Annotated in this window: 21 protein-coding genes and 2 pseudogenes; 12 read left to right on the top strand and 11 right to left on the bottom strand. The window is 72.3% G+C overall.

Features of this window, described 5'->3' with window-relative positions; all coding sequences use genetic code 11:
* Nucleotides 1-114: 114 nt before the first annotated feature.
* Together Vlu01_RS05200 and Vlu01_RS05195 are read right to left on the bottom strand one after the other, a co-directional pair.
* Nucleotides 115-1,815 (bottom strand): acetyl-CoA carboxylase carboxyltransferase subunit alpha, encoded by a 1,701-nt coding sequence (locus Vlu01_RS05200; protein ID WP_203994717.1) that lies wholly within the window; start codon nucleotides 1,813-1,815, stop codon nucleotides 115-117.
* Nucleotides 1,812-2,138, bottom strand: a complete 327-nt coding sequence (locus tag Vlu01_RS05195; protein ID WP_203994714.1) for a TcmI family type II polyketide cyclase — start codon at nucleotides 2,136-2,138, stop codon at nucleotides 1,812-1,814. Before Vlu01_RS05195 ends, Vlu01_RS05200 begins: the two co-directional genes overlap by 4 nt.
* Nucleotides 2,139-2,542: 404 nt before the next feature.
* Between Vlu01_RS05195 and Vlu01_RS05190 the strand changes: the two genes are divergently transcribed.
* The 5 genes from Vlu01_RS05190 (at nucleotide 2,543) to Vlu01_RS05170 (ending at nucleotide 6,731) form a co-directional block, all read left to right on the top strand.
* Nucleotides 2,543-3,385: an AfsR/SARP family transcriptional regulator gene (locus Vlu01_RS05190; RefSeq protein ID WP_203994711.1), complete on the top strand. Its 843-nt coding sequence runs from the start codon at nucleotides 2,543-2,545 to the stop codon at nucleotides 3,383-3,385.
* A 92-nt stretch (nucleotides 3,386-3,477) separates the two neighbouring features.
* The gene (locus Vlu01_RS05185) at nucleotides 3,478-3,825 is read left to right on the top strand and encodes a TcmI family type II polyketide cyclase (protein WP_203994708.1); all 348 of its coding nucleotides are present in this window, start codon (nucleotides 3,478-3,480) and stop codon (nucleotides 3,823-3,825) included.
* Nucleotides 3,826-3,837: 12 nt separating this feature from the next.
* Entirely contained in the window at nucleotides 3,838-5,187 is a 1,350-nt protein-coding gene (locus tag Vlu01_RS05180; RefSeq protein WP_203994705.1) for an FAD-dependent oxidoreductase, read from the top strand.
* Nucleotides 5,188-5,410: 223 nt separating this feature from the next.
* The gene (locus tag Vlu01_RS05175) at nucleotides 5,411-6,232 is read left to right on the top strand and encodes a helix-hairpin-helix domain-containing protein (protein ID WP_203994702.1); all 822 of its coding nucleotides are present in this window, start codon (nucleotides 5,411-5,413) and stop codon (nucleotides 6,230-6,232) included.
* Nucleotides 6,233-6,512: 280 nt separating this feature from the next.
* Nucleotides 6,513-6,731 carry a hypothetical protein gene (locus Vlu01_RS05170; RefSeq protein WP_373307281.1) on the top strand — a complete coding sequence of 73 codons (219 nt, stop codon included), beginning with the start codon at nucleotides 6,513-6,515 and terminating at the stop codon, nucleotides 6,729-6,731.
* 177 nt (nucleotides 6,732-6,908) lie between these two features.
* On the opposite strand, the gene Vlu01_RS05165 is transcribed toward Vlu01_RS05170, so the two are convergent.
* The 5 genes from Vlu01_RS05165 to Vlu01_RS05145 all read right to left on the bottom strand — a co-directional run bounded on the left by Vlu01_RS05165 (nucleotide 6,909) and on the right by Vlu01_RS05145 (nucleotide 15,370).
* A complete protein-coding gene (locus Vlu01_RS05165; RefSeq protein ID WP_373307280.1) occupies nucleotides 6,909-8,477 on the bottom strand; it encodes a hypothetical protein in 1,569 nt (522 codons plus the stop codon).
* A 191-nt stretch (nucleotides 8,478-8,668) separates the two neighbouring features.
* A complete protein-coding gene (locus tag Vlu01_RS05160) occupies nucleotides 8,669-10,759 on the bottom strand; it encodes an APC family permease (RefSeq protein WP_203994699.1) in 2,091 nt (696 codons plus the stop codon).
* A gap of 75 nt (nucleotides 10,760-10,834) precedes the next feature.
* Entirely contained in the window at nucleotides 10,835-11,230 is a 396-nt protein-coding gene (locus Vlu01_RS05155; RefSeq protein ID WP_203994696.1) for a hypothetical protein, read from the bottom strand.
* 301 nt (nucleotides 11,231-11,531) lie between these two features.
* Complete coding sequence (locus Vlu01_RS05150) at nucleotides 11,532-12,311, bottom strand: DUF5995 family protein (protein ID WP_203994694.1); 780 nt, start codon at nucleotides 12,309-12,311, stop codon at nucleotides 11,532-11,534.
* Between the two features lie 185 nt (nucleotides 12,312-12,496).
* Nucleotides 12,497-15,370 carry a helix-turn-helix transcriptional regulator gene (locus Vlu01_RS05145; RefSeq protein ID WP_203994691.1) on the bottom strand — a complete coding sequence of 958 codons (2,874 nt, stop codon included), beginning with the start codon at nucleotides 15,368-15,370 and terminating at the stop codon, nucleotides 12,497-12,499.
* On the opposite strand from Vlu01_RS05145, the pseudogene Vlu01_RS05140 reads away from it, so the two are divergent.
* Nucleotides 15,369-16,868: pseudogene (locus tag Vlu01_RS05140) on the top strand (AAA family ATPase); the annotation flags it as partial. The gene Vlu01_RS05145 and the pseudogene Vlu01_RS05140 sit on opposite strands and share 2 nt — an antisense overlap.
* A gap of 618 nt (nucleotides 16,869-17,486) precedes the next feature.
* On the opposite strand, the gene Vlu01_RS05135 reads toward Vlu01_RS05140, so the two are convergent.
* Together Vlu01_RS05135 and paaI are read right to left on the bottom strand one after the other, a co-directional pair.
* On the bottom strand, nucleotides 17,487-18,053 hold the full coding sequence (locus Vlu01_RS05135) for a dienelactone hydrolase family protein (RefSeq protein WP_203994809.1): 567 nt from the start codon (nucleotides 18,051-18,053) through the stop codon (nucleotides 17,487-17,489).
* Nucleotides 18,054-18,291: 238 nt separating this feature from the next.
* Nucleotides 18,292-18,654: pseudogene (gene paaI / locus Vlu01_RS05130) on the bottom strand (hydroxyphenylacetyl-CoA thioesterase PaaI); the annotation flags it as partial.
* Nucleotides 18,655-18,926: 272 nt separating this feature from the next.
* Here paaI and Vlu01_RS05125 point away from each other — a divergent pair.
* A complete protein-coding gene (locus tag Vlu01_RS05125) occupies nucleotides 18,927-19,685 on the top strand; it encodes a class I SAM-dependent methyltransferase (RefSeq protein ID WP_203994688.1) in 759 nt (252 codons plus the stop codon).
* A 122-nt stretch (nucleotides 19,686-19,807) separates the two neighbouring features.
* Complete coding sequence (locus tag Vlu01_RS05120) at nucleotides 19,808-20,515, top strand: MBL fold metallo-hydrolase (RefSeq protein WP_203994685.1); 708 nt, start codon at nucleotides 19,808-19,810, stop codon at nucleotides 20,513-20,515.
* A 17-nt stretch (nucleotides 20,516-20,532) separates the two neighbouring features.
* On the opposite strand, the gene Vlu01_RS05115 is transcribed toward Vlu01_RS05120, so the two are convergent.
* Nucleotides 20,533-20,868, bottom strand: coding sequence for a hypothetical protein (locus Vlu01_RS05115; RefSeq protein WP_203994805.1), 336 nt, complete (start codon nucleotides 20,866-20,868; stop codon nucleotides 20,533-20,535).
* Between the two features lie 99 nt (nucleotides 20,869-20,967).
* Between Vlu01_RS05115 and Vlu01_RS05110 the strand changes: the two genes are divergently transcribed.
* The gene (locus tag Vlu01_RS05110) at nucleotides 20,968-21,273 is read left to right on the top strand and encodes a hypothetical protein (protein ID WP_203994679.1); all 306 of its coding nucleotides are present in this window, start codon (nucleotides 20,968-20,970) and stop codon (nucleotides 21,271-21,273) included.
* On the opposite strand, the gene Vlu01_RS05105 is transcribed toward Vlu01_RS05110, so the two are convergent.
* Entirely contained in the window at nucleotides 21,253-22,518 is a 1,266-nt protein-coding gene (locus Vlu01_RS05105; RefSeq protein ID WP_203994804.1) for an MFS transporter, read from the bottom strand. The genes Vlu01_RS05110 and Vlu01_RS05105 overlap by 21 nt on opposite strands.
* A gap of 159 nt (nucleotides 22,519-22,677) precedes the next feature.
* On the opposite strand from Vlu01_RS05105, the gene Vlu01_RS05100 reads away from it, so the two are divergent.
* The 3 genes from Vlu01_RS05100 to Vlu01_RS05090 all read left to right on the top strand — a co-directional run bounded on the left by Vlu01_RS05100 (nucleotide 22,678) and on the right by Vlu01_RS05090 (nucleotide 25,062).
* Nucleotides 22,678-23,661 (top strand): LacI family DNA-binding transcriptional regulator, encoded by a 984-nt coding sequence (locus Vlu01_RS05100; protein WP_203994678.1) that lies wholly within the window; start codon nucleotides 22,678-22,680, stop codon nucleotides 23,659-23,661.
* 176 nt (nucleotides 23,662-23,837) lie between these two features.
* The gene (locus tag Vlu01_RS05095) at nucleotides 23,838-24,644 is read left to right on the top strand and encodes an LppM family (lipo)protein (protein WP_203994677.1); all 807 of its coding nucleotides are present in this window, start codon (nucleotides 23,838-23,840) and stop codon (nucleotides 24,642-24,644) included.
* Between the two features lie 82 nt (nucleotides 24,645-24,726).
* Nucleotides 24,727-25,062 (top strand): hypothetical protein, encoded by a 336-nt coding sequence (locus Vlu01_RS05090; protein WP_203994675.1) that lies wholly within the window; start codon nucleotides 24,727-24,729, stop codon nucleotides 25,060-25,062.
* The last annotated feature ends 8 nt before the right edge of the window (nucleotides 25,063-25,070 follow it).

Genomic DNA, 25,070 nt, shown 5'->3' with positions numbered 1-25,070 from the left:
GGTGCGCGTCGGCCCGTCCGGTCCGTGCCTCGTCCGCGTCGGCCAGCGGCGCGGCGGTCGGCAGGGAGACGTTCACCTCCGACGCCGGCTCACCGGCGACGGTGGGAGCGGCGCTCACCGGGCACCCGCCCGGGCACTGGAGCGGGCGGCGCCGAAGCGGCGGAAACGCCGTCGTCGTCGTTGGACGAGGGTCACCGCCGGCACGTCCAGCAGTGGCAGCAGGTTCGCCAGCAACGCCTGCCGGACGGCCCGCGCCGTCGCCTCGGGGTCGTCGGCGGCCGAGCCGTCCGGCTCGGGAACGACCTCGTCGACGACTCCGAGGCGGCACAGATCCGGCGCGGTCAACCGCAGGGCCCGGGCCGCCTGCGGGGCGGCGGTACGGCCGGGCCAGAGGATCGCGGCGCAGCCCTCCGGGCTGATCACCGAGTAGACCGCGTGCTGGAGCATCAAGACCCGGTCGGCCACGGCCAGGGCGAGCGCACCGCCGCTGCCGCCCTCCCCGGTCACCACGGTCACCACCGGCGTGGGCAGCACGCTCAGGGTCAGGATGTTCTCCGCGATGGCCGCCGCCTGACCGTGCTCCTCCGCGTCCACTCCCGGGTCGGCTCCCGGGGTGTCGACCAGGGTCACCACCGGCAGCCCGAGCCGGGCCGCCAGTCGCATCAGCCGCAACGCCTTGCGATGTCCCGCCGGGGTGGCCATGCCGAAGTTGCGGGCCGCAAGTTCGGCGGTGGTGTGTCCCTTCTGGTGGCCGATGACCATCAGGTGCCGGCCGTCGAGCCGCGCCAGCCCTCCGACCACCGCCGGACAATCGCCGCCGAGCCGATCGCCGTGCAGTTCCGTGAAGCCGTCGAAGCTGGTCTCCAGGTAGTCCAGCGTGGTGGGTCGACCGGGGTGCCGGGCCAGACGTACCGTCTCCCAGGCGTCGCGGACCGGTGCCCCGGACTCCTCGACCGGATGGGCCGCCTCGGGTGGTGGGGCGGGTGCGCCGGCCCGGTTCGCGGCCCGGCGGCCGGCGTCCGCCACGGCGAGCAGCGTCGCCAGCCGGGCGCGCAGCGCGTGCCGGGGCACCACCAGGTCGACCTGGCCGTGCCGCAGCAGGAACTCGGCGGTCTGGAAGCCCTCCGGCAGGCTCCGGCCGGTCACCTGGCGGATCACCCGGGGGCCGGCGAAACCCATCCGGGCGCCGCTCTCGGCAAGCACCAGATCGGCGCTGGTGGCGAAGGAGGCGGCCACCCCGCCATAGGTGGGATCGGTCAGCACGCTGACGGTGAGCAGCCCGACCTCGCGCAACGCGGCCATCGCCTGGCTGACGGTCGCCATCTGCATCAACGACAGGGCGCCCTCCTGCATCCGGGCCCCACCGGAGGCGGTGACCAGGACCAGCGGGAGGCGTGCCTCCAGCGCCTGCTCGGCGGTGCGGGTGATCAGCTCGCCGACGGCGCATCCGAGGCTGCCACCGAGGAACCGGAAGTCCATCACCGCGAGCGCACAGCGTGTCCCACCCACCGTGGCGGTGCCGCAGAGCACGGCCTCCGGCAGGCCGGTGTCGGAGCGGGCCGCGGTGAGCCGGTGCGGGTACGGCAGGACATCGACGAAACCGATCGGGTCCACCTCGACCGCGCGGTCCGGCAACGGCCGGAACGACCCGGGGTCGACCAGTTGCCGGACCCGCTCGGGCGCGGCGACTCGGGCGTGCCGGCCGCACTCCGGGCAGACGTCGAGGTTGCGGCGCAGCCGCTTGCGGTAGAGCAGCGCGGCACAACCGCCGCACCGGGACCACAGGGTCTCACCCGACGGCGCGGTGGCGGTCACGGCCGACGCCCGTCGAAGCGATAGAAGCAGCGCGCCATGGCGTCCCGGGGCGAGCGCCATTCCGGCAGGTACGGCGAGATGTGCTGGCTCAGTCGGCTGCTGACCCGGACGAACTCGGGGTGCTCCCGAACGGCCTCCACGGCACCGTCACCGGCCGACTCGGTCTCGATGAGGTGCACGTACAGGTCGTGCAGGCGGTACAGCGAGCGATGCCGCACCCCCACCAGGCGGGGTAGTTCCGTCGTGTCGGACTCGGCGAAGATCTCGGCGACCGCCGACTCGGCGGACGGGACCACCTTCGCGACGATCAGCGTTCGGTCCATGCTGGTCCTCCCCCCCCATTGGGTCGGTGGCGAGGCCACCGGATGTGCCCGGACGGCTGCCGCCACGATGCGGAGCACCGCGTCACCCGGGCGTCACGGACACCCCGGGAAAGAACCCACACTGGTGACGCTGAGTTGACGCAATCTGTGATTTAGCTGAGCGGCACCGGCCACCATGATCAGCGAGATTGGCCAGTTCAGAGGTGGTCTCACAAGAGCCAGCCGGGTTACTTTGCCGACAACATCGTTGACTCAGAGTAACTGCTATTGATAATCTTCACGGCGGTCAGACCCGGCACCGCACCCCGCGTGCGGCGGCCCAGCGAGTCGACAGTGGCGTCACGGCGGCCACACCGGGACCCGGCCAAGACACGCAACCGACGCGTTTCGCAGGGGGTGCCGCCGTGGCCGCTGTTCCGCCCACCCCGACCACGGGCCAGCACCACGACAGCAACATCCGGCTGCATCTGCTCGGTGGGTTCCGCCTGACGCACGGCGACACTCCGGTGGTGGTGCCCCGCGGCCTGCAGCGGATCATCGCGCTGATCGGGCTCCGTCCGGGTGCGACCCGTACCCACCTCGCCGGCCTGCTCTGGCCGGAAGCCACCGAGGAACGGGCGCTGTCCTCACTGCGGACCGCACTGTGGCGGCTACGGCAGGATCCCTACTGCCCGCTGGCCACCGCCGCCGACACCGTCCGCCTCGACCCGCTGGTCCGGGTTGATGTCGATCTGCTCGTCGACACGGCCAGCCGGGTACGGGACGGCCACTCCCCCGGTGACGCCGCGGAGGCGCTCGCCGCCGGTCGACACGACCTGCTGCCCGGCTGGTACGACGACTGGGTGCTGGCCGACCGGGAGCGGCTGCGCCAACTCCGACTGCACATGTTGGAGCAGGTCGCCGGGCAGCACCTGGCCGCCGGGCGGCACGGCGAGGCACTGGAGGCGGCGCTGGAGGCGATGGCCGCAGAGCCGCTGCGCGAGACACCGCACCGGCTGGTCGTACGCATCCACCTCGCCGAAGGCAACGCCTTCGAGGCGGTGCACGCCTTCTACGTCTACCGGGACCTGCTGCTGCGGGAACTACGGCTGGAGCCGTCGCCGGCGATGAGCGCGCTGCTCGCGGAGACCCTCGACCCGATCCGTCGCGCCAGCCGCCCGAGCAGCGGACCCCGTCGGCACCTCGTCACGCGGGCCACCTCTCCAGGCCCGATGACGGTACGTCACCGCACCGATCCCGGACGTTGACGGACAGGTGACTGCGCGGGCGACAGGGTGGGGGCACAGCGGCCCGCGACCCGGTGTCCGTCCGGGCCGAACCCACCGGTGAGAGGGGTCCGATGAGCCGTCTAGTGATCGTCAGCAGAATCATCCCGGGCGCGGAGGGTCGCGTGGCGCAGATCTTCGCCGAGTCCGACGAGACCGAGTTGCCCAGCCTGACCGGGATTCGCCACCGGTCCCTGTACTGCCTGCACGACCTGTGCGTACACCTCATGGAGACCGACGACGTCGGCGCGGACGCCCTTGCCGCGGCCCGCAACCATCCGTTGTTCCAGCAGGTCAACGAACGGCTGTCGGCACACACGTCACCGTACCTGCCCACCTGGCGCTCGCCCCGCGACGCGATCGCCAACTGTTTCTACCGCTGGGACGGCGCGGACGTGCCGGCGCCGCGTGTGGCCGGCTGACCGGGCGAGCACGTGGCACCCCGAGCACCGCACGTCCTGGTCATCGGCGCGGGCACCGGCGGCCTCTGCCTGGCGCACGGGTTACGCCGGGCCGGCATCAGCGTCGACGTCTACGAGCGACACCGGAGCAGGGGCGAGGGACTGCTCGGCTACCGGGTGGGCATCGGCCCCACCGGCAGTCGAGCCCTGCGTGACTGCCTGCCGCCGGAGCTGTTCGAGATCTACCTGGCCACCTGCGCCCGCTCGCCCCGTTACTTCAACGTGCTCAGCGAGAAGATGCGCCACACGGCGTCCTTCCCGCTACGGCCGGACACCCACCCGGTCGACACGGAACGGTCCGTGGCCCGGATGACACTGCGCCAGGTGCTGCTGACCGGCCTGGAGGACGTGGTGCACTTCGACCGCACCTTCACCCGGTACGAGCAGCACGACGACGGCACCGTCACCGCCCACTTCGCCGACGGTGCAACCGCCACCGGTGACCTGCTCGTGGCGGCGGACGGCACACACTCGGCGGTCCGTCGCCAGTATCTGCCGCACGCCGTCATCCGGGACGCCGGCACGATCAACATCGCCACCCGGGTCCCGCTCACCGCACACACCCGGTCCCTGCTGCCCGAGAGCGTGCAGCGGGGCATCTCGCTGATCTTCGGCACCGGCGGGGTGATGGGGGTTCTGCACGTGATGGAGTTCAAGTGGGACCGCGATGGCCGCCTCAAGCCGGAGATCAGCTCGGTGGACGCGAAACTGCTCGCCGACTGGCCGGGCCTGGGCCACGACCCGACCCGGGACAACATCAACCTGGTGGTGTGGAGCACCGCCCGCCAGTTTCCGTCGGACGTGATGCGGCGCCGAGGCGCGGAGTTGATCCAGGTGGCCCTGGACTTGACCGCCAACTGGCATCCTCACCTCCGTGAACTGCTCAGCCTGGCGGACCCGGACAGTGCACTGCCGATCCGGGTGTCCACCTCGGAACCGGTGCCGCCCTGGAAGAGCAGTACGGTCACCCTGCTGGGCGACGCGATCCACACCATGACACCGGGCCGGGGGGTGGGCGCCAACACGGCGTTGCGTGACGCGAACCTGTTGCGGCGGCAACTGATCCTCGCCACCGCGGGTGAGAAGACCCTGGTGCAGGCGGTGGCCGACTACGAGGCGGCGATGGTGCCCTACGGCTTCGCCCGGGTCGCCGACTCGTTGGGGCGCAGTGGCACCAACGGTGACGACCGCATGTACCGGCCGGTGTTCGGGCGGCTCGCGCTCCTCGGTGCCAGAGGATACTTCCGGGTCACCAGCCGGGTACCCCGGTTGCGGCGCAAGTTCGTCGACGACTTCTACACCTACCGAGGTGAGCAGGACTGATCCTCACCGCGGCCCCGGCAGCAGAGATGGTGCCGGGGCCGCCGCGTGTCCACACCCGCGTCGGGTGACCACACGGTCCGTCCCGTACCGGACACCTGCCGTAGCCTCCGCGCGTCCGGTACGGACTGTTACCTGGCCTGCCTGTCGCCCCGGCCGCACGTGTGCGAAGCTGCGGCGAGTTTTTCTCGCGACGATCCGGATGTGAACCTCAGGGAGGATTACCGTGGGCGAGTCCTTCGGGAACTGGCTGATACTGCTCGTGGCGCTGCTGGCAGGGCTGGCGGTGGGCTGGGTACTGCTCCGCGGTCGGCGGACGGACCCGCCCGCGCCGACGGCCGGTACGGCGAGCGACGCGACCACCGAGGCGAGCGGATCGGCCCCGACCGCCACCGGGACCGAGCAGGCAACAGTCACGACCGAGCCTGCCTCCGCCGCCACCGAACCGGCTGCCACCACCGAACCGGTTGCCACCACTGAGCCCGCCGCTGCCACCACCGTGGCCCCGGTGGCCAACGAGCCGGTCGAGGCCACCCGGCCCACCGAACCCCCCGCGGCCGATGTCGAACCGGCGAGGGTCCTCGACGGATCGACGGCGGACGCGACCACGGAACCGCGCCCGGCGGTCGCCACCCCGCCGGTACGCCCGACGCCCACCACCGAATCCGCCGTGACCGATCCCGCCACCAGCGCGCCAGTGGAGCCGAGCGCGGCGGCCGAGCCGGTTGCCACCGAGCCGACTGCGGTGGCCGAGCCGGTTGCCACCGAGCCGACTGCGGTGGCCGAGCCGGTTGCCACCGAGCCGAGCGCAGTGGCCGAGCCCACCACCGTCGACGCCGACGACTTCCGACGGATCCAGGGAGTCGGGCCGAAGATGGCGGCGGCGCTGCACGGCGCGGGCATCCGGACCTACCGGCAGCTGGCCGAACTGGACGAGACCACGCTGCGGGCGACCATCAAGAACGCCGGGCTGCGCGCCACCGCCAGCCTGGTCACCTGGCCCCAGCAGGCGAAGGTGCTGGCCGCACAGGTCGACAACGAGGCCTGACAACCCTCCGGGCCGCCGGTCACGGGACCACCTTCCGCGTCCCCGCGCCGGCGGCCCCGGTGTATGCCATCCGGCCCACGAGATCACCTGGTGCCAGGCCGCAGCAGCAATGCGTCGCTCGCCGCCCTGCTGGTGCTCGCTGGTGTGGCGCGGGCCGACCTTCACCGCAGCCTTGGCCGGCCGCCCGAGGTAGCCACGCCGCCGTAGGCGACGCCGTCCTCCGTTAGCCGTTCGACGCGTCTGGGTACAAGGCCCACACCTTGCAACCCACCCTCGAATCGTGGAGGAAGCCATGCGTGGCACGTCGATATTCGGAGTCCTCGTGGTGATCTGGCTCGTCATCGGTGCCATCGCTGCCGGCCAGCGCGGCTATTACAGCGACGAGGAAGCCAACTGCGCCGAGGTCGGCACGATCCTGGTGACCATCGCCGCCGGGCCGTTGAACTACGTCGGCGCCAACCCGAAGGTCGATTGCGAACTGCCCCAGCCGTCTGAGTGAGCCCGGTGACGCCGAAACAAGGCCCGTGCCGACGACGGACACGGGCCTTGTCATCCCTGGGAGACGGTTACCGATCCGCGTCCCGTACGCGCCCGGGGCACGCCCGGCCCGCCTCCTCCGGTCGGTCGGACCGGGGTGGACGGCAGCCGGACGTGCCCTGTGGCACGGTGTGGCCGTTCAGCGGAAGCAGTGCGCCACCGGCACCTTGCTGCCCGCACAGTTGGTCGGATCGTTCTCGATGACGACACTCTCGTCATCGATCTTGACCTGAGCCCGCTCGGCCTGGATGCCGCCGGCCTTGACAGTGGATCGGTTGCCGATCACGTGGCTGCGGTACAGAGAGGTCGAGCCCGCCGTCACGAACAGCCCCGCTCCCTGCGACCGCTTGCCGACCGCCGCGTTGCCCTCGACGTCGCTGCTCCGGACCAGCAGGTTCGACTTCTCGGAGTAAATGCCACCGCCGTTGCCACGGGTGGTGTTCCCGCTGATCACGCTGTCGTCCAACGGCAGCAAGCCCTGGACCGTGGAGATGCCGCCACCCTTGTGGGTGGCGATGTTGTCACGGACCGTCAACTGCCGCAGCACCAGCACCGCGTCGGAGTTGGCCAGACCACCGCCGACCTCGGCGCTGTTCCGCGCCACCAGCGTGTCGAAGACCTTGGTACGGGCGGAGAAGCTGGCCAGACCACCGCCCTGCCCGGCGTTGTTCTGCACGAAGGTGGAGGAGTAGACGTCACCCGCGGCCCGGAAGTTGGCCAGGCCGCCGCCGTAGCTGACCGCGCTGTTGTGTCGGAACTCGGTGCGATGCATGGTCATGACACCGCCGTTGAGCAGGCCCCCGCCCTTGCCCTGGGTGCCTGCGGCCCGGTTGCCGATCAGTTTGCTGTCGCTGATCTGGAGATTTCCGTCGTTGAAGATGCCACCGCCACCGCCCTCCGCCGACAGCGAGGTGCCGCCGACGACGGTCACCCTCTCGACGACCGCCGTGGCTCCGTGCACGATGTGGATGCTGCCGCCCTCCGCCGCCGAGCGGCCGTTGCGCAGGGTGACGTCCCGCAGGGTCAGCTCACCGCCGTCGCGGACGGTGAAGAAGCGGAAGTCAGGCGTGTTCACCCCGCGGGCGATGGTCGCGCCGGCGCCCTCGATGGTGATCCCGTGGTAGATCACGGGCAGGCCGGCCTGGTCGTCGGCGGGGTTGCGCGGCGGTGCCTCGGCGTCGCCGGGGTTCTCGGCCGTGTCGGCCGCCTCCCGCGCGTCGCGGATACCGCCGTCGTACTCGTCGGCCTGCTGGAACGCGTGGGTCAGGGTGTAGGTGCATTTCTCCGCCAGTCGCAGCGTGGCACCGCCCTCGGCGTTCGCCCGCACCAACGCCGCGATCAGCCGGGCTGAGTCGCAGGGCACCGGCACCACCGTGCCGTCCGGCGCGCGCCCGTGACCGCTTGATCGGTCGGTCGCCTCCCCGGGCCGGTTCGGGGTCACGCCCGGGTCGTGCCGCCACTCGGGCCGCTGCCGGTCCTTCGCCCTGCGCTGCGGTGTCTCGTCGACACCGGGCACATCATGCTGCAACATCGCGGCTTGTCGGCCCGGGTTCGGTGCCGCCGGGTCACGGTCGGCGGCCGAGGCGGTGACGGCGGACAGGCCCGCCACCCCGGCCACCAGGCTGCCCGCCACCAGGCCACCGGCCAGCAGCCACCGGGACCGCCGACCGGGTCGTGCTGACCCGCGGCCCCCTTCGTACGTGGACATCAGCGTTCCTGCCTCTCGTGCATGCGGTACACGGCCGCACCGAATCGGGCGCGGGGTGGCTGACCTCGCCTCAACCACCAGAGGCCACCGTACGGTGACAGTTGGCGCGAACCAGGGCATAAGTGAACGAGTAAGCCATTCGGCTTCACATCTATCCGGAGGTGACGTCGGAGGATCGCGGTCGCCGTCGCTCAGCCGCCGACGTGGACGCCGGGACGCCGGGCCGGGTCGGGTTCGGACTTGCGCAGGATCTCCCGCACCACCGGCGGGGTGTCCCCGCGACCGAGGATGAGATAGCGCAACAGGTGGGCGATGGGGCTCCCCTCCGACCACTCGAAGTGAGCGTGCGGACGTACGCCGGTGGCGTCCCGCAGCGCCAGCAGGATCGCCGCGATGGCGTTGGGCGCCGCCGGGCTGCTGGCGCGCAGCACCCGGTAGCCGCCCACCTCGACACCGCACACCCGCAACACGTGGCGGAACCCCGAAGGATCCAGCACGTCGATCTCCAGGAAGAGCACATCGGTCGCCCCGGGGACCGGATTCAGACCTCGCTGCGCACGCTCCTTGATGGTGTACTCCTTGACCGCCCCGCTGTGCCGCTTGTTGGCGATCACGTGCAGTCGGCCATCGTGGGCCACCGAATCGGCGATGAACCGCCGCGCCGTCTGGTCGAACTCGACCCGCTCCGCCCGCAGTTCGGTGGTCCGGGTCACCCGGGACACCAGCGACACGGCGATGATGCCGAGAATGAACAGACCGGAGATCGCGATCCCGTCCGGTTTCGCGATCACCTGCTCGATCAGCGCGTACGACAGCACCAGGGTGAGCACCGTGAAGCCGACGGCGACACCGCGTTGCCGGCGGCCGGCGGCGGCGATGGCCACCGCGACCGCCGCCGAGACCATCATCGCCAGGATCCCGGTGGCGTACGCCCCCACCTGCGCGTCGACGTCAGCGCGGAACACGACGGTCAGCACGATGCAGACCAGCGTGTAGACGATCACCACCGGGCGCACCGCACGCGCCCACTCCGGCGCCATGCCGTACGAGGGCAGGTAGCGCGGCACGATGTTGATCAGTCCGGCCATCGCCGACGCGCCGGCGAACCACAGGATCAGCACGCTGCTCACGTCGTAGGCGGTGCCGAACACCTCGCCCAGCTGCTCGTGCGCGAGGTACGCCAATGCTCGCCCGTTGGCGGCGCCACCCGGGGCGAACGCCTCGGGTGGGATCAGCACCGCGGTGACGAAGGTGGTCGAGAGCAGGTACACCGACATGATCAACGCAGCGGTGGTGAGCAGCCGCCGGGTGTTACGAATCCGGGCGGCCAGTCGGGCCGGCGCGTCGTGCCCCTCCCCCGCCACCAGCGGCATCATGCTCACCCCGGTCTCGAATCCGGACAAACCCAGCACCAGCAGCGGAAACGCCAGCACCACGGTCAGCGCCATGTCGCCCGGACCACCGCCGGCGGTCAGGGCCGTCGTCCAGACCGCCAGCGGTTGGGGGTCACCGGCCAGTTCGACGAGCGACACCCCGACGATCACCGCGTTCAGTCCGAGGAAGGCGACCACCAGTGGGACGGCCACCGCCACGGCCTCCCGGAAGCCGAGCAGGAACACCGCGCCGAGGACCAGCAGCAGGACGACGGTCACCCCCACCGCGACTCCGGTGCCGCCGAACGACTCCGGCAGATACGGGTTCTGCAGCACGTGCACGGTGGCATCGGCCGAGGAGAGGGTGATCGTGATGATCCACGACGTGGCGACGAAACCGAGCAGCACCAGCACGAACAACTTGCCGCGCCAGAACGGCAGCAGGCGCTCCAGCATCGCCACCGAGCCCTGGCCGTGCGGACTGTCCCGGGCCACCCGGCGGTACATCGGCAACATCCCGAACAGGGTCAGCGCCACGATCAACAAGGTCGCCACCGGCGACAGCGCACCGGCGGCCAGGGCGGCGATACCGGGCAGGTAGGACAGGGTGGAGAAATAGTCGACGCCGGTCAGGCACATCACCCGCCACCAGGCGTGCGACCGGGCCTGTCCCTCGGCGGTCTCCGGTCCGACCGGCTGCACCCGGTGGACGAGCAACCACCGGCGCAGCCGACTCTCTGGCACCACCGGGCCGGTCGGGACGGCCACCCGCTCCGGCACGGTGACCGCCCGTCCGGCCCGTTCGCCCTTGCGGGTGGGATCCCGCGCGGCCCGCAGCGCCGGCTCCGGCGCTCCGGTCGCCGGGCGGCGGCGGTCCCGGCCTCGTCGCGCTCTCGTCCCGTCCCCCATGCCCCCGCCTCATCATTGTCGAAGACCCCAGGTGGTGGATCGTCGGGCCACCGGCGTCCCGACGGTCCGCTCCCGTCAGCCGCCGGCCGGTGCGGCCAGTGCCAGGGCCAGCTCGGCGGGGTCGGCCACGGTGACCGTCATCCCGGGATGGCGCGGCCACCCGCCGGGAAGCAGGGCGGGCACCGGTCGCACGAATCGGACGCAGAGTCCGGCGGCCGTGGTGGTGCCGAAGGTGACGCCGGTGTCGGCGCCGGACAGGTGTGGGCCGATCACCCGCCACCAGCGGTACGGACCACCGGTCTGGGTACCCGCGACGTTCTCCCGCGCGGTACGTAACCGCCATGGCCCGAACCGGACCAGCAGATGTTCGGAGTCGACCCGCACCCAGGCGGTGCCGGGCCGGACGCCGATCAACGTCAGTGGCCGGCGGAACCGCGGCTCGAAGCGGAACTCGAAGACCCGGGCGGTCACCTTCGGGCTCCCCGACCGGCGCGGTCTCCCGGGCGCGCGGGGCGGGGTGGGGTGGCGGGGCGCGGTCGCGGCCGGGCGGCAGGACGGCGCCGGGACACAGCGGTCATGGTCGCGGCGTACCCCGCAGGGGCCGGCCGACACCCCCCGGGCCGGCCGGCCCCTGTTTCCCCCTGTTCCCCCGTGGTCCCCCTGTTCCCCCGTGCTCCCCCGTGCTCCCCCGTGGCCACTGCGGACTGCCGCCCGGTCGGTCGGTGTCCCCGCGCCCCGCTGCATGGCCGAGCGCGGGGACCCCCCGTCCCGGCTACTGCAGGAACGCCCCGAGGGGCGACAGCAGCAACCGACCGAGCGCGGCGGCCGTGTCATCGAGCCGCCGGCGCTCGCGCTCATGCTGGTGCGGGTCGTGCCGGCATCGCCAGATCCGCTGCGCGTTGCGCCAGGCGACATCGCGCGTGTACTGAATCAGTTCGCCCTGGTACCAGTCGTCGATCTCGCCGTTGACCATGTCGATGAGCAGCTGCCACTGCTCCAGGTAGCCCCGGCGCAGGCCGGGGATCTTGTCGGCGAAGATCTTGTTGATCTCCAGGTAGTCACGGTGCTGGTCGCTACCGTTGACCGGCTCGGACTCCAGGTGGTCGAAGGTGGTGACCAACGCGAACGGAAGGTCGAAGTTGATGTGCGCGTTGACGCCGGCCGCCGCCGAGGGCAGCGGTCGGGCGTCCGGCCCACGCATCCGCTCGAACAGGCACGCCCAGGCCCGGGGCGTACCCGGGCTGGCGTCGCTCCACATCCGCAACGCGTCGAAGTAACGGGCCGCGAACTCGACGTCCAGCCGGGACAGGAAGACCGGGTCCACGAACCGGTCGGCGTAGAGACCGTCCAGCACGCTGGTGGTGATCGTGAGGTACAGCTTGTTGAAGTCGGCCAACGGGCAACTGTCCAGCAGCGGAGGCAGCCGGACCAGCATGTCCTGAAGCTTCGTCAGGTGGTCGACGACCGCGGGCACGTCAGTAGGGTGATCTGCCAGCAGGTCCACGATGTCCCGATGCACCGGCCCCCAGGCCGGCTCACCACACGCGCTCATGCCGACACCCCGCTCCGCCGCGTGCCGCCATGACGCGTCGCAGCGCTGAACCTGATGATTCGCTCGCGGCGTTCGCCCATGTCCCCTCCAAGCTGCTCACCGGCGTCGTCGTGCCCGTTGCGACGCCGGCCTCAGCCTGTCAGGAGTCCGCTGAGCGGACATCAGTAGAACGACGTATCCGACCCCTACGCGCGACTACGCAGGAAGATGGCGCTCGCCTGGACCCGCGTACGTACGTGGAGTTTGTCGAAGATGTGCGACACGTGGACGCCGATGGTCCGCTCGCTGATGAACAGCCGCTGGCCGATCTCCTTGTTGGTCAGCCCTTCGGCCACCGCGGCCAGCACCTCACGCTCCCGGGCGGTCAGTGTGGCGAGCTCCTCACCGCCCGACCCGTCCGGCGTGGCCGCCCCGATCGCGCCGCGTTCCTCCAACGCGACCCGGGCCCGCCCGGCGAGCGTACGGATCTCATCGGTGAGCGGCACCGCCCCCAGCGACTGCGCCGTCTGGTACGCCTGGCGCAGCAGCTGACCGGCGGTGGCAACCTTGCGGCGGCTGGCCAGCAACGTCTCGGCCTGACGCAGTCGCGAGTACGCCGCCGGATACGGGTGATTACGGTGGTCCCACTCCGCCGCCGCCCGGGCCCACAGCTCCGGATCCCCGCCGTCGAGCCGGCTCACCTCGGCGGCGCACAACGCCAGATATCCGTCGATCACGGAGCGCACCGGCCGGGCCGCCCGCTCGCTTCTCGTCGCCACCCGGTCGGCGATCTGGCGCAGCCGACGCACGGCGTTGTCGTCGACGGCGACGGTCCGGCTGGCGTGCGCCTCCGCCTCGGCGCGCAGTCCGTGCCAGACCAGTACCGCGAGGATGACCAGGTCGTCGGAGCGGGTCTCGGTCAGACCCCGCTGCACGGCATGCCGGGCCACGTCGTGCCGCCCCTGCCACATGGCCAGCCCGGCCCGCAGGGTGAGCAGTGGAATGACGTGCCGCGCGCCACCACCGGCCAGGATGGTCGCCACCGCGTCCAGGTCCCGGTCGGCCGCCTCGACGTCGCCGTAGCCGACCGACAGCCGGCAGCGGGCCAGCAGCAACTCGACGGCGTCCGCGCCGGAAGGACGGTGCCGCAGCGCCGAGGCGACCACCTTCTCCGCCTCGGCCCACTGTCCTACCCGGAACAGTCCATTGGTGGCGATCGCCAGCAACCGGGTCTCGTAGGAACGACCCAACCCCAGCTCGGCGACCCGCTCGGCACCCCGGCGGGCCACCACCACCCCCTCCTCGAGGATGTTCAGCGGCCCGGTCAGCAACTCGGCCAGGTGCAGATAGGCCAACGCGACGTCCTCGGGGCCACCGGCCCGCTCGGCGGTCGCCAGCGCCCGCCGCAGCACCGCCAGACCCGCGTCCGGATCCTGGCGGTACGCCTCGGAGAAGCCCAGCGCGGCGCTGGCCAGCACCACCTCGGTCGTCGCCCCGTCCACCTGCTCGGCCAGGGCCAGCGCCTCCCGGGCCCGCTCGCCCGCCTCGGCGTACCGGCCGAGTTGCAGCAGCAGCTCCGCCAGCCGGGCGGCGGCGGTGGCCCGCTGCCCGGGCGTGCAGTCGGCGACGGCGAGCGCCTGCTCGTACTCCGCCTCGGCCAGCGCGGAACGACCGGCGGCGGCCAGGTAGCGGGCCCGCCGGATGTGCAGCTCGCAGGCGGGCAGGTCGGTGTCGGCGCCGGCCAGCTCCTCCAGCAGCGCCAACGCGCGGGCGTACTCACCACAGTGGTGGGCCGCTTCGGCCGCACGTCCGAGCAGCATCGCCCGGTCGACACCGGGCAGCCCCTCGGCCGACTGCACCGCCACCGACCAGTGCCGATGCGCCTCGGCGTAGCCGTACAACCGCTCCGCCTCCTCGGCGGCGGCCACCGCCGCCGGCAGCGCCCGCTCCGGCTCACCGGCCAACCGCCAGTGATGGGCCAACCGGGCCTGGTGCAACTCGGCCGGTGCCGAGGTCAACGCCTCGGCGTAGCGGCGGTGCAGCACCGCCCGCTCGGCGGGAAGCAGCTCGTCCTCCAACACCTCGGCGACGAGCCGGTGACGCAGCCGGTAGCCGTCGTCGGAGCCGACCAGCAGTCGATGGGACACCGCTGCCCGGACCGCGTCGAGCAGCTCGTGCTCCGGCAGCCCGACCACCTGGGCGAGCAGCCAGTGCTCGACCGGTTCGACGCCGGCGGCGACCGCGTGCACGGCCCGGTGAGCGGGTCGGGGCAACGCGTCCACCCGGGCCAGGAAGACCTCGCGGAGGGTGTCGGAAAGCCCGTCGCGACCGTCGCGCAGTTCGCGGCAGAGTTCCTCGACCACGAAGGGGTTGCCACCGCTGCGCTGCCACAACTGCTCCGCCGCCTCGGGTGCCGGCGGTCGACGCATCACGGCGGCGGCCAGTTCCTCGGTGCCGGCCCGATCCAGCGGGGCCAGATCGAGCACCCGCACCGACCGCAGCCGGCGCAGCTCGGTGAGCACCCGACGCAACGGATGCGCCCCCTGCAACGACTCCGACCGCACCGCGGCCAACACCGACAGTTGCAGGTCACCGAGGCCGGCGAGCAGATAGAGCAGGAGTTGGCGGGTCGTCCGGTCGACCCACTGCAGGTCGTCCAGCACCAGCACCAGCGGGCGGCCACCGGCGATCACGTTCAACCCGCGGGACACCCGTTCCAGCAACGCACCTGCCCCGTCCGGGCCGGCCCGGTCCTCGGCGAACACGCCGAGCAGCGCGCGGACGGACGCCGCAGCCGGCGGGGCCAGGTCGGCGTCGAGGCGGCGTAACGCCTGTCGCAGCGGGTGCAGCGGTGAGGCGTCGCCAATGTCCAGACAGGAGCCGGTGAGCACCAGGGCACCTGCGTGGCTCAACCGGTCTCCGACCTCGCGCAGCAGCCGGGTCTTGCCCACGCCACTCTCACCGGTCAGGAACACCGCCGCCGTGTGCCCCGGCGTCACGTCGTCGAGCAGCGCCGAGCGTACCGTCGCCACCAGGTCGTCCCGACCCACGAGCGGTGCGGTGTCCACGTCGCTGGCCATGGCTCGCAGCCTAGTCACAGGGTCCGTCCCCGTTCTACAGGTGCCTCGCCTCTGTCCTCCTCATCGCGTCGACATTGCGACCAAAGGTTGCGTCCGGCCGACATACGTCGTTCTGCCGATCCGCCGTCAGACCAGCGGTGACAGGCTCCGGACATCGTCGGCACGCACGGGGGGAGAGGCAGGTCAGATCTCCATGCCCAGTTCTGTTGTCGCTGGTCCGATAGCTGTCGAGCGGGCACGTTGGCCCGTATCGGAGGAGCGGCGGATCGTCACGGTTCTCTTCGTCGACATCGTCGGGTCGACCCGGTTGGTCGACCGACTCGACCCGGAGGACGTCCGCGCCCTGCAACGGTCCTACTTCGGCACCGTCGCCAAGGTGTTGCGACGATGGAACGGCGCGGTGGAGAAGTACGTCGGCGACGCCGTGATGGCCCTCTTCGGCGCACGCCGCGCGGACGGGTGGGACGCGTACCGGGCGGTGCGCGCCGGGTTGGAGATCCAGCGGGCGTTGGACCGCCGTCCGCCGGCGCCAGCACCGCGACTGCGGGTGCGGGTCGGCGTCGCCACCGGTGAAGCGGTGGTCGACCTCGCGGTCAGCCACGACGGCGGGCACGGCGTCGCCAGCGGTGCGGTCATCACCCTGGCCGCCCGTCTCCAGGGGCACGCCCCGCAGGGCGGGGTGGCACTCTGCCCGGCCACGCACCGCGCCGTCGTCGGGCTGATCGCGCAGCGTCCTGTCCCGGCGGTGGCCTTGGCCGGCAAGGCGCTGCCGGTCGACGTGTGGCATGCCACCGGCATCGAGCGGCCCCGACCGCAGCGACACGACGGCCCGCTGCTCGGTCGGCGCCGGGAGCTGGCTGTCGCCCGGGAGCATCTCGCCGACGCGCTACGGGGGCGCGGTGAGCGGCAGGTGCTGCTTCTCGGTCCGTCCGGCAGTGGGCGCAGCCGTCTGCTGCGGGAACTGGTCCGGACCACCCGCACGGTGGACGGGGCCCCGGTGCGTTGGTGCCCGGTGGCCTGTCCGCCCTACCCGGAGGAGCCGCTGGGGCCCGTCGGGGACCTGGTCCGTGGACTGGCCCGAGCCCGCGCCAGCGACGACCCCGAGACGGTACGCCGCCGGCTCGCCGCCGCGTTGACGGGTCTGGTGCAGACCGACCTGCTGGCACCCGCCCTGGACACGGTGGGCGACCTGCTCGGGGTGGCCGCCGACCCGGCCCAGCGGCTCCCGGGACGCCCCGACGTGAGCGAGGCGGAGCCCGGCCCGGAGGCCGGTGTCGTCTCCGGCCCCGCCGGTCGTCGGCTGGACGCGCCACAGCCGTGCGGCAAGGCGACGACCGAAGCCCCGACCCGTGCCGTGACCTACTGGCGCGAGGTGCTGCTGGACCTGGCGCGCCGGCAGCCGGTGGTGGTCGCCGTCGACGATCTCGACCGTGCCGCACCGGCGCTGCGCCGCCACCTGGCCGCCCTCGTCGAACTGGCCGAGGAGCGTGGGCTGCCCCTGGCGCTCGTCGCGACCGGCACGCAGGAACTGGATGCTCCCGGTCCACGGGCGGCCCGGCTACGCCTGTCACCGCTCGACACCATCACCACCGGTCGGCTCCTGCGCCGACTGCTGCGACGGGCCGGTCAACCGATCGGGTTGGCGGCCCGGCTGATCCCGGTGACCGGTGGCAACCCGGGACGGGCGGTCGCCTACGTACGCACGCTCACCGGGGGCGACCCCGGGCAGTTGCCCGTACCGGAGTGTGTCCGGCGGGTCGTCGAGGCGCGGCTGGACCGGCTCGACGGCGGTGCGCGTGCGGTGCTGATGGCCGCCGCGCTCGCGCCGGGCCGTACCGTGGCGGAGTTGGCTGACGTCCTTGACTGGCCGCGGTCGCGGGCGGCGGCGGAGCTGGCCGCCCTGACCGGGAACGGCCTGCTGGTCCCGCTGCCGGTGGGTGGTTACGACGTCGCCGATCCGGTGGTGCGGCAGGTCGCCTGCGCGCGGCTGCCCCGAGCGGTACGCGCCGTCCTCATTCGGCGGGTCGACCGCGTCACCGCGCCGCCGGAGACCTCCCCGGGTCGGCTGGTTCCGGCCCGGCGGGGCTGCGCCGGCGTGTCCCGGTCGAGCGTCGGGTCAACGGTGGTCCAGGAAGGCCAGAACCCGGTCCCAGGCCAGCTCGGCGGCGACCGGGTCGTGGTCGGCGGTGGCCGGGTCGGTGAAGAGGTGTCCCGCCAAGGGATAGCGGTACACCACGAGATCCGCTCCGGCCGCGGTCATCTCCCGCTGCCACTGGTCGACCTCGTCGGGCGGGTCGTAGGCGTCCGGGTCGGCCAGGTGCAGGTTGACCCGCAGGCCGGGACGGACGGCCGCCGGAGATCCGCCGGTGCCGTGCAACAGCAGCAGACCGGCGGTGTCGGGCCGTTCGGCCAGCATCGCGCCAGCCACCCCGGCACCCATCGAGAACCCGGCGAGCACGGTGTCCGGTGGCAGCCCGTCGAGTGCCGCGCGAGCCCGGTCGAGGACGGTCTGCTGGCCGACCCGCTCCAGCAGGGCGAAACCCTCGGCCACCGAGTCGACGGCGGGCACACCGTACAGGTCGGGCGAGTGCACCTGATGGCCGGCGGCGCGCAGCCGATCGGCGGCTTCCAGCACCGCCGGCCGGAGCCCGTACACGGAGTGGAAGAGCACGACGTGTCCCATCGGGACATCCTGCCTGACCACCGTCCCGAGCACAGTTCGGCGCGCACGGGGTCTTTCCCGGGTGACCGGATCGGCGGTGCGCGTCGACGCCGGGGGCAGGGGCCGCCGGCACCGTGGCGGGCGACCCGGTGGTGGCCAGGTGCACCGCCGGCCCGCTGGGTCAGCGTCCCTGGCTGGCTGCTGGCCGGTCCCGCTCCCCCGCTTCCGGCTCGCCGCCGTCGGGGGCGGGCGTCGGGCGTAGCATCCGGCTCTGTCCTCGGAACTCCGCGACCACCTCCCCGTCGGCTCGGCTCACGGTGACGTCGTAGATGCCGCTGCGGCCGTACCTGGTGCGCTCGCTGGCCCGCGCAACCAGCATGTCCCCCTGCCGGGCCGGGCGGACGAAGGTGATGTCGGCTCCGGCGGCGACGGTGGCCGGACCGTGGCTGTTGCAGGCCAGCGCGAACGCGGTGTCGGCCAGCAGGAACACGAACCCGCCGTGCGCGATGCGGTGACCGTTGACCATGCCGTCGGTGATCCGCATCCGAGCCACCGCGCTGCCGGCGGCAGCGCTGACCAACTCGATGCCGAGGTGATTGGAGGCGACATCGGCGTCGAACATCTCGTGCGCGGCGGTGCGCTGGGGGTCCACCTTGCTTCCAGTTCCGTTCCGGCCGGGCGCGCCTCGCCCTCGCCACGGACATCATGGCACCGCCGTTCGGCGAGCGGTCGCGCAGGTCCGCCCCGGGCGCGTACCCGTCCGGAGGCGCGATCGGGTCGGACCGGCTCTCCGGTCCAACCCGATCCGATCATCGCTTCGCCATTCTGTCGTAGTTGCAAAGGAGTGGCAACAAGCCTGGACAGGAGATCCGCTACGTAACTAGCGTGTACCTCATGAGTCCTTACATCAGCAATGCCGCCGCCTGGCAGGAAAGCTGGGACCGCCAGCAGGAGGCGTACCTGCCGGACCGGGAGCACCGGGTCGCCACCATGCTCGACGCGGTCGACGCCGTGCGCGAGGCCACCCCGCCCCGGCTGCTCGACCTGGCCGGCGGCACCGGCACCATCTCACTGCGCGCCCTGCACCGCTTCCCCGACGCCGAGGTCACCCTGGTCGATCTCGACCCGGTGCTGCTCGCCCTCGCCAACGCCTCCCTCGGCGACCGGGCCACCATCGTCTCCGCCGACCTCCATCAGCCGGACTGGGTCACGGCCCTGCCGCACCAACGCTACGACGCTGTGCTCACCGCCACCGCGCTGCACTGGCTGCCCCCGGACCGGCTGGCCACCCTCTACACGGAGATCCACCCCCTGCTCCGGCCCGGCGGACTCTTCGTCAACGCCGACCACATGCCCGACGACGCCCTGCCCGAGTTGACCAAGCGGTTGCTGGCCCGCGCCGAGGAGCACCAGGCGGCCCGGCACGCCGCCGGTGCCGTCCTGTCCTGGTCGCAGTGGTGGCAGCAGGCCGAGCAGGACCCGACACTCGCCCCGCTGGTACGCCAACGGCACGCCATCTACCCGACGGGACACAGCCCGGAGTGGACACCCCCCGTCTCCTGGCACCTCACCGCCCTCAGGGCCGCCGGATTCACCGAGGTCGGCACCCTCTGGCGCGGCGCCACCGACGCCGCCATCGCCGCCCTCCCCTGACCCCAGACCCTCGCGATCATGCAGTTGTGGCTCCTGATTCCTCCGGATACGCCCGGCCTGTCCGGTGCCACAACTGCATGATCGCCGGGAGCGGGGCGGGCGGGCGGGGTTAGGGTGCGGGGGTGGTTGGGTTTGGGCATCTGGCGGGGCGGGTGTGGGTGTGTCCGGGGGAGGCTGATCCGGAGCTGGTGCGGGCTGGGGTCGCGCTGATCGCCGACGAGCGGGGCAGCGTGCTGGTGGACGCGGGGCAGAGCCCGTCGCACGCCCGCGAGATCCAGGCCGCCTTGCTCGCCGCCGGTCTACCAGCACCTCGTTGGCTGGTCTACACCCACCATCACTGGGACCACGTCTGGGGCGCCTGCGCCTGGCCGGACGTGGAGATCGTCGGGCATGCCAGCGGCGCGGACCTGCTGCGCGCCGAGGCGGACCGACCGTGGAGTGTCCGATACCTTCGCGAGGAGGTGCTGCGGAACCGTCGGCTCGGGCCGAGCTTCCGGGCCCGCGCGCTCGCCGTCGACTCCTGGGAGGAACTGCGGATCCTGCCGCCCACCCGCGTCTTCACCGACGAGGTGGAGCTGCCCACCGGCGTGCTGCTACGCCACGTCGGCGGCCGGCACGCCCCGGACTCGACCGTGGTGGTGGTACCCGATTCGGAGGTCATGCTGCTCGGCGACAGCTGGTATCCCCCACCCGCCCACCTGCGCACACCGGCGGACGAACCGGACCTCGCGCTGGTCGGCCGACTGCTGGACGACACGATCGGCTGGTACGTCTCCAGCCATAGCGCACCGATGACGCTCGACGACGCCCGGAGAGCGATCGCCGGCTGAGCGGGCTCCGGGTCGGCTCAGCGGGCCCGGCGCTCCGGATGGGCCCGGTTCCAGGCCCGCATGCGATCCGGGTATCCCACCTTCGTGGCCTCGTACAGCGGGATTGCGTGTTTGCGGGCCAGGGCGCCGGCGGCGCGCGGCGTGCCGGTGCGGCGGCGGATCCACTCGCCGTCGTGGGCGATGGCCATCACCGTGGTGTCGGTGGCCGTCGTCTCCGGCTCCAGGTAGAACTCCACCCCCTGCCGGCTGGTGGCGAAGCGCTCCAGCGCGGCGAGGTCCTCGGGGGTGCCCTCGCGGTCGAGTTTCGTCGGGGTGCCCTGCGCGGCTCGTGACCGCCGGCTGAACCAGCCCATGCCCGGCTCCTCTCCTCGGCGTGACTCCCAGTGCAGCACCGTCACCTGGCAGATCCCTGGTAGCCGGGTGAGAATCTCCCGGCACGGTATGCTGCCGCGATGATCCACTCGGCGGTACGGGAAAACGTCGCCTGGTGTGACCTGGTCTGCGGCACGCACGGCCAGCCCGGCGTACGGGACGCCGATGCCTGGTCGGTACCGCGCCGCTCGCCGCCGTTCCACCCGGATGCGGTGACCCTGCGGCCCGGCCTCGGTGCGGACCTGCTGCGACGGATCGACGCCGCCGGAGTGTGCGCGGCCGGCGCGGGCCGGCACCTCGTCGGCTACGAACAGGATGCCGACCTCGCGCCAGCACGACGTCACGGCTTCCGGAGCATCGGCCCGCTACGCGTCTGGCTCCGCTGAGCCCGCCCGCGCCGGCGCCCCCGTGCCGCCGGCTGCGGGCGGGCGGGCCGCGGGGACCAGCAGCAGGGTCGGCAGCAGGAGCAGCGGTACGACCAGCAGCGCCTTCAGCGTTCCCACGTGGTCACCGAGCAGTCCGAGCAGCGGCGGTCCGGCGAGAAACGCCGTGTAGCCGATCACCGCGACCACGCTGACCCGTACGTGCGCGTGCTCCTCCTCGTCCGCGGCGGCGCTCATCCCCACCGGGAAGCCGAGCGAGGCGCCGATCCCCCACAGCGCGACGCCCACCACCGCGACCGGACCGGAGCCGGCGAGCACCGCCAGGCCGGCGCCGACGACGGCGAGCAGGATGGTCGTGGTCAGCACCGGACCGCGTCCCCAGCGGTCCAGCGCCACTGTGCCGGCGGTGCGGCCCAGCGTCATGCCCACCACGAAGACGCCGAAGACCGCCGCGCCGGCCGCCTCGCTGAAGCCGTACCCGTCGATGAAGGCGACCGCCAGCCAGTCGTTGGCGCTGCCCTCGGCGAATGCCGCCGCCAACACCAGCAGGCCGATGAGCAGGGTGCGCGGCTCCCGCCAGGCGGCCAGCAGCCGGCTGCGACGACCGGCCGGAGTGCCGTCGGCCTCGGGCTCGGCCGGCAGGAAGGCGCGTGCCCCGAGCAGGGTGCCGCCGAGCACCAGCGCCGCCAGCACCGCGAGGTGCACGGCGACCGGGACGCCCAGCCGGGCGGCGCCCGCGCCGAGTCCGGCGCCGGCCACCGAGCCGAGGCTCCAGGCGGCGTGGAAGCGCGGCATCACGGTCCACCCGAGCCGCCGTTCGACCACCGCGCCCTCGATGTTCATCGCTACGTCGCAGCTGCCGGAGCCGTAGCCGAGCGCGAACAGACCCACCGCCACACCGGGTAGCCAGGCGGCGACGCTGGCCGAGATCCCGGCGATGGTCAGCCCGAGCGCGACGAGCAGGGTGGCCAGCGCCACCGCTCGGGCCGCGCCCAGCCGTTGGGTGACCAGGCCGGCGGTGGGCATGGCCACGATCGCGCCGATCGACATGGCGAGCAGGAGCAGACCGAGACGCCCCGGGGTGAGGCCGAGCCCGTCGCGGATCGCCGGTACCCGGGCGAACCAGGTGGCGACGGCCAGGCCGTTGAGCGCGAACACGATCGCCACACCGTTGCGAGCGGCCAGCACGGCCCGGGACGGGCCGGCGTCGGCCGACGGTGTGACAGGGGTGGTGACGGCGGGGTCCACGTACGTTCCGGTCCTCTCCTCGGGCACTACGACGATCACACACCTGGGAGCGTTACCACCACAATCCAGCTCCGGTCCGCGCCACGGGCCGGCGCGCGGGGCATGATGCTGATGGGCGCCCGGGCACCGAGCCGGGCGACAGGAACGGGGAGAAAGATCATGACGACGGCAGCGCGTCGGCCGGCGACCCTGGACGACGTGGCCCGGACCGCCGGGGTGTCCCGCTCGACCGCGTCGCGGGTCATCGCCGGCACCGGCTTCGCGTCACCGACCGCCCGCGAGCGGGTACGCATCGCCGTGGACCTGCTCGGCTACGTGCCGAATCCGGCGGCCCGAGCCCTGGTGCACGGTTCGGGCGTACGGCTGCTGGTGGCGGTGACCGGCACCGGCCCGGATGTCCTCGACGACCCCTACGTCGACCAGGCGGTCGCCGCGGTGGCCCGGGCCTGTGCACCGCACGGTCTGGGCGTCGCGGTGCAGTGGGTGCCGCTGGACGCGCCGGAGCGGTTGGTCCAGTTGACCGACGACCAGGGCGTGGCCGGGCTGGTTCTGCTCAACACGACCACGGCTCTGCTGGACCTGGTGCCGAGGCGGCTGCGCGGCCGGGCCGTGTCGATCGGGATCGGTTCGGCCACCGTGCCGTCGGTGGACATCGACAACGGCGGCGGCACCGCGGCGATCGTGCGTCACCTGTACGCCGCCGGACGTCGACGGATCGCCATGGTGACCGGTCCCCGCTGGCTGGCCTGCGCCGACCGCTCGGTGCGGGCGTACCGGAGGTTGCTGCACGACGCCGGCCTGCCGGCCCGGGAGGTGGTCGGTGACTTCAGCGCGGCCCGGGGGCACGCCGCCGCTCGGGAGGTGCTTCGGCGCTGGCCGGACACCGACGCGATCGTCGGGATCAGCGACGCGACCGCGCTGGGGGTGATCGGCCGACTGCGGGCCGACGGTGTCCGGGTGCCCGAGGACGTCGCGGTGACCGGATTCGACGACATTCCGCTGGCCGCCACGGTGGCGCTGACCACGGCCAGCCACCCGGTACGGCAGATCATCACCGCGGCGGCGACCATGGTGCTGGAACAACGCCAGGCACCGGCGACGACGGTCTTCCCGTCGGCACTGGTGCTGCGCGAGAGCGCCTGAGTCCTCACGACGCCCGCGTCGTCCGTCCGCCCGCGAATTACGGTCAACCTTTCAGAATATCGATTTCGTCGGTTCTGAACCTCGGCCGAATGTGACGGCTTCCCGGTAAGATCGGCGACTTGCATGTGACCGATCGCTGACTGATGGCTCGGACGGCAAGAGCACACACTGAGCGCATGAATTCGGGGCTCTGGCGCATCAGGACACTTCGCGGTGCGGCGTGTCTCGCGCTGGCGGCGACCCTTTCCAGCTGCATGCAACTCAATGCCGGGCTGACCGTCAACGCCGACGACACGGTCAGCGGTCAACTTCTACTCACGGCCGAGCGCAAGTTCCTGACCTTGAACGACAGGCCGGTCGAGGCGGGCTTCGCCGAGCTCCGACAGAACATCCCGGCGCTACCCGCCGGGCCCGAGACCCCATACGAGGACGCCACCCACTTCGGTTCCCAGATCAACTATCGGAACGTGCCGCTGGAACAATTCGACAGCGAAAGTCTGAGCATCGTTCGTACCGGGGATCGGTACGTGTTCACCCTTCCGCTGGACCCGAAGAAGTACGGCGGAAAAGTGGCCGAGCAGGACCCCAAGAATCAAGAACGATTCATGTCGCTGATGTCGTTCGAGATCGCCGTGACCTTCCCCGGTCGAGTCCTCGACGCCAGCACCGGCGGTCAGGTCAACGACCGGTCCGTCACCTGGCGGGTCAACCCCAACGAACCGAAGCCCGCCGAACTGCGCGCCGTCGCCGAGGCGCCGCCCCGGCCCTCCACAGCGGCCAAAGCCGACTCCGGCGGCGGGTTCCCCTGGCTGCTGATCACCGCCGGTGTGGTGGTGCTGCTGCTCGTCGCGGTGCTGGTGACGTTCCTGCTCCGCCGCTCCCGGACCGGCGGCTCACCGCCCGGGAGCGCCACCTCCCCGGCCGGCCGATCCACACCGGTGACGCCGGCCGCCACGAATACCGGTCCGCCGGACGCCGGCTAACCGCCGGCATGCCGCCCGCCCTCCGCAGGCGGCATCTCACCCACCCCACCCCGCAGTACGCAACACCGAAGGGGGATCGGCGATGAACGATCTCTTCACCTGGGCGGCCCTGGGCAGCCTCACCGGAGCCAGCGCCGCGACGCTGCTCACCACCAACGTCATCGGCGGACTCATCGGCCCGAGCGCCGACAAGGCCCGCAAGTGGATCGCGTTGGGCATCGCGCTCGCGCTGTCGTACCTCACCGCGGCCTTCGCCACCGAGGTGGGCGCCGAAAAATGGATCATCGCGTTCTTCAACGGCCTGGTCATCTTCTCCGCCGCGCTGGGCATCAACCAGCTGCCCCCCGGCAACCGGCAGGCGACACCGATCCAGTTGGCACAGGGCAACGAGCCCCGATTCATCCGTTCCTGGGCCTGAGAGGAGCC

This window comes from Micromonospora lutea, from assembly GCF_016863535.1.
Classification (GTDB): domain Bacteria; phylum Actinomycetota; class Actinomycetes; order Mycobacteriales; family Micromonosporaceae; genus Micromonospora; species Micromonospora lutea.
This window is presented reverse-complemented; position numbering and strand designations above follow the sequence as displayed.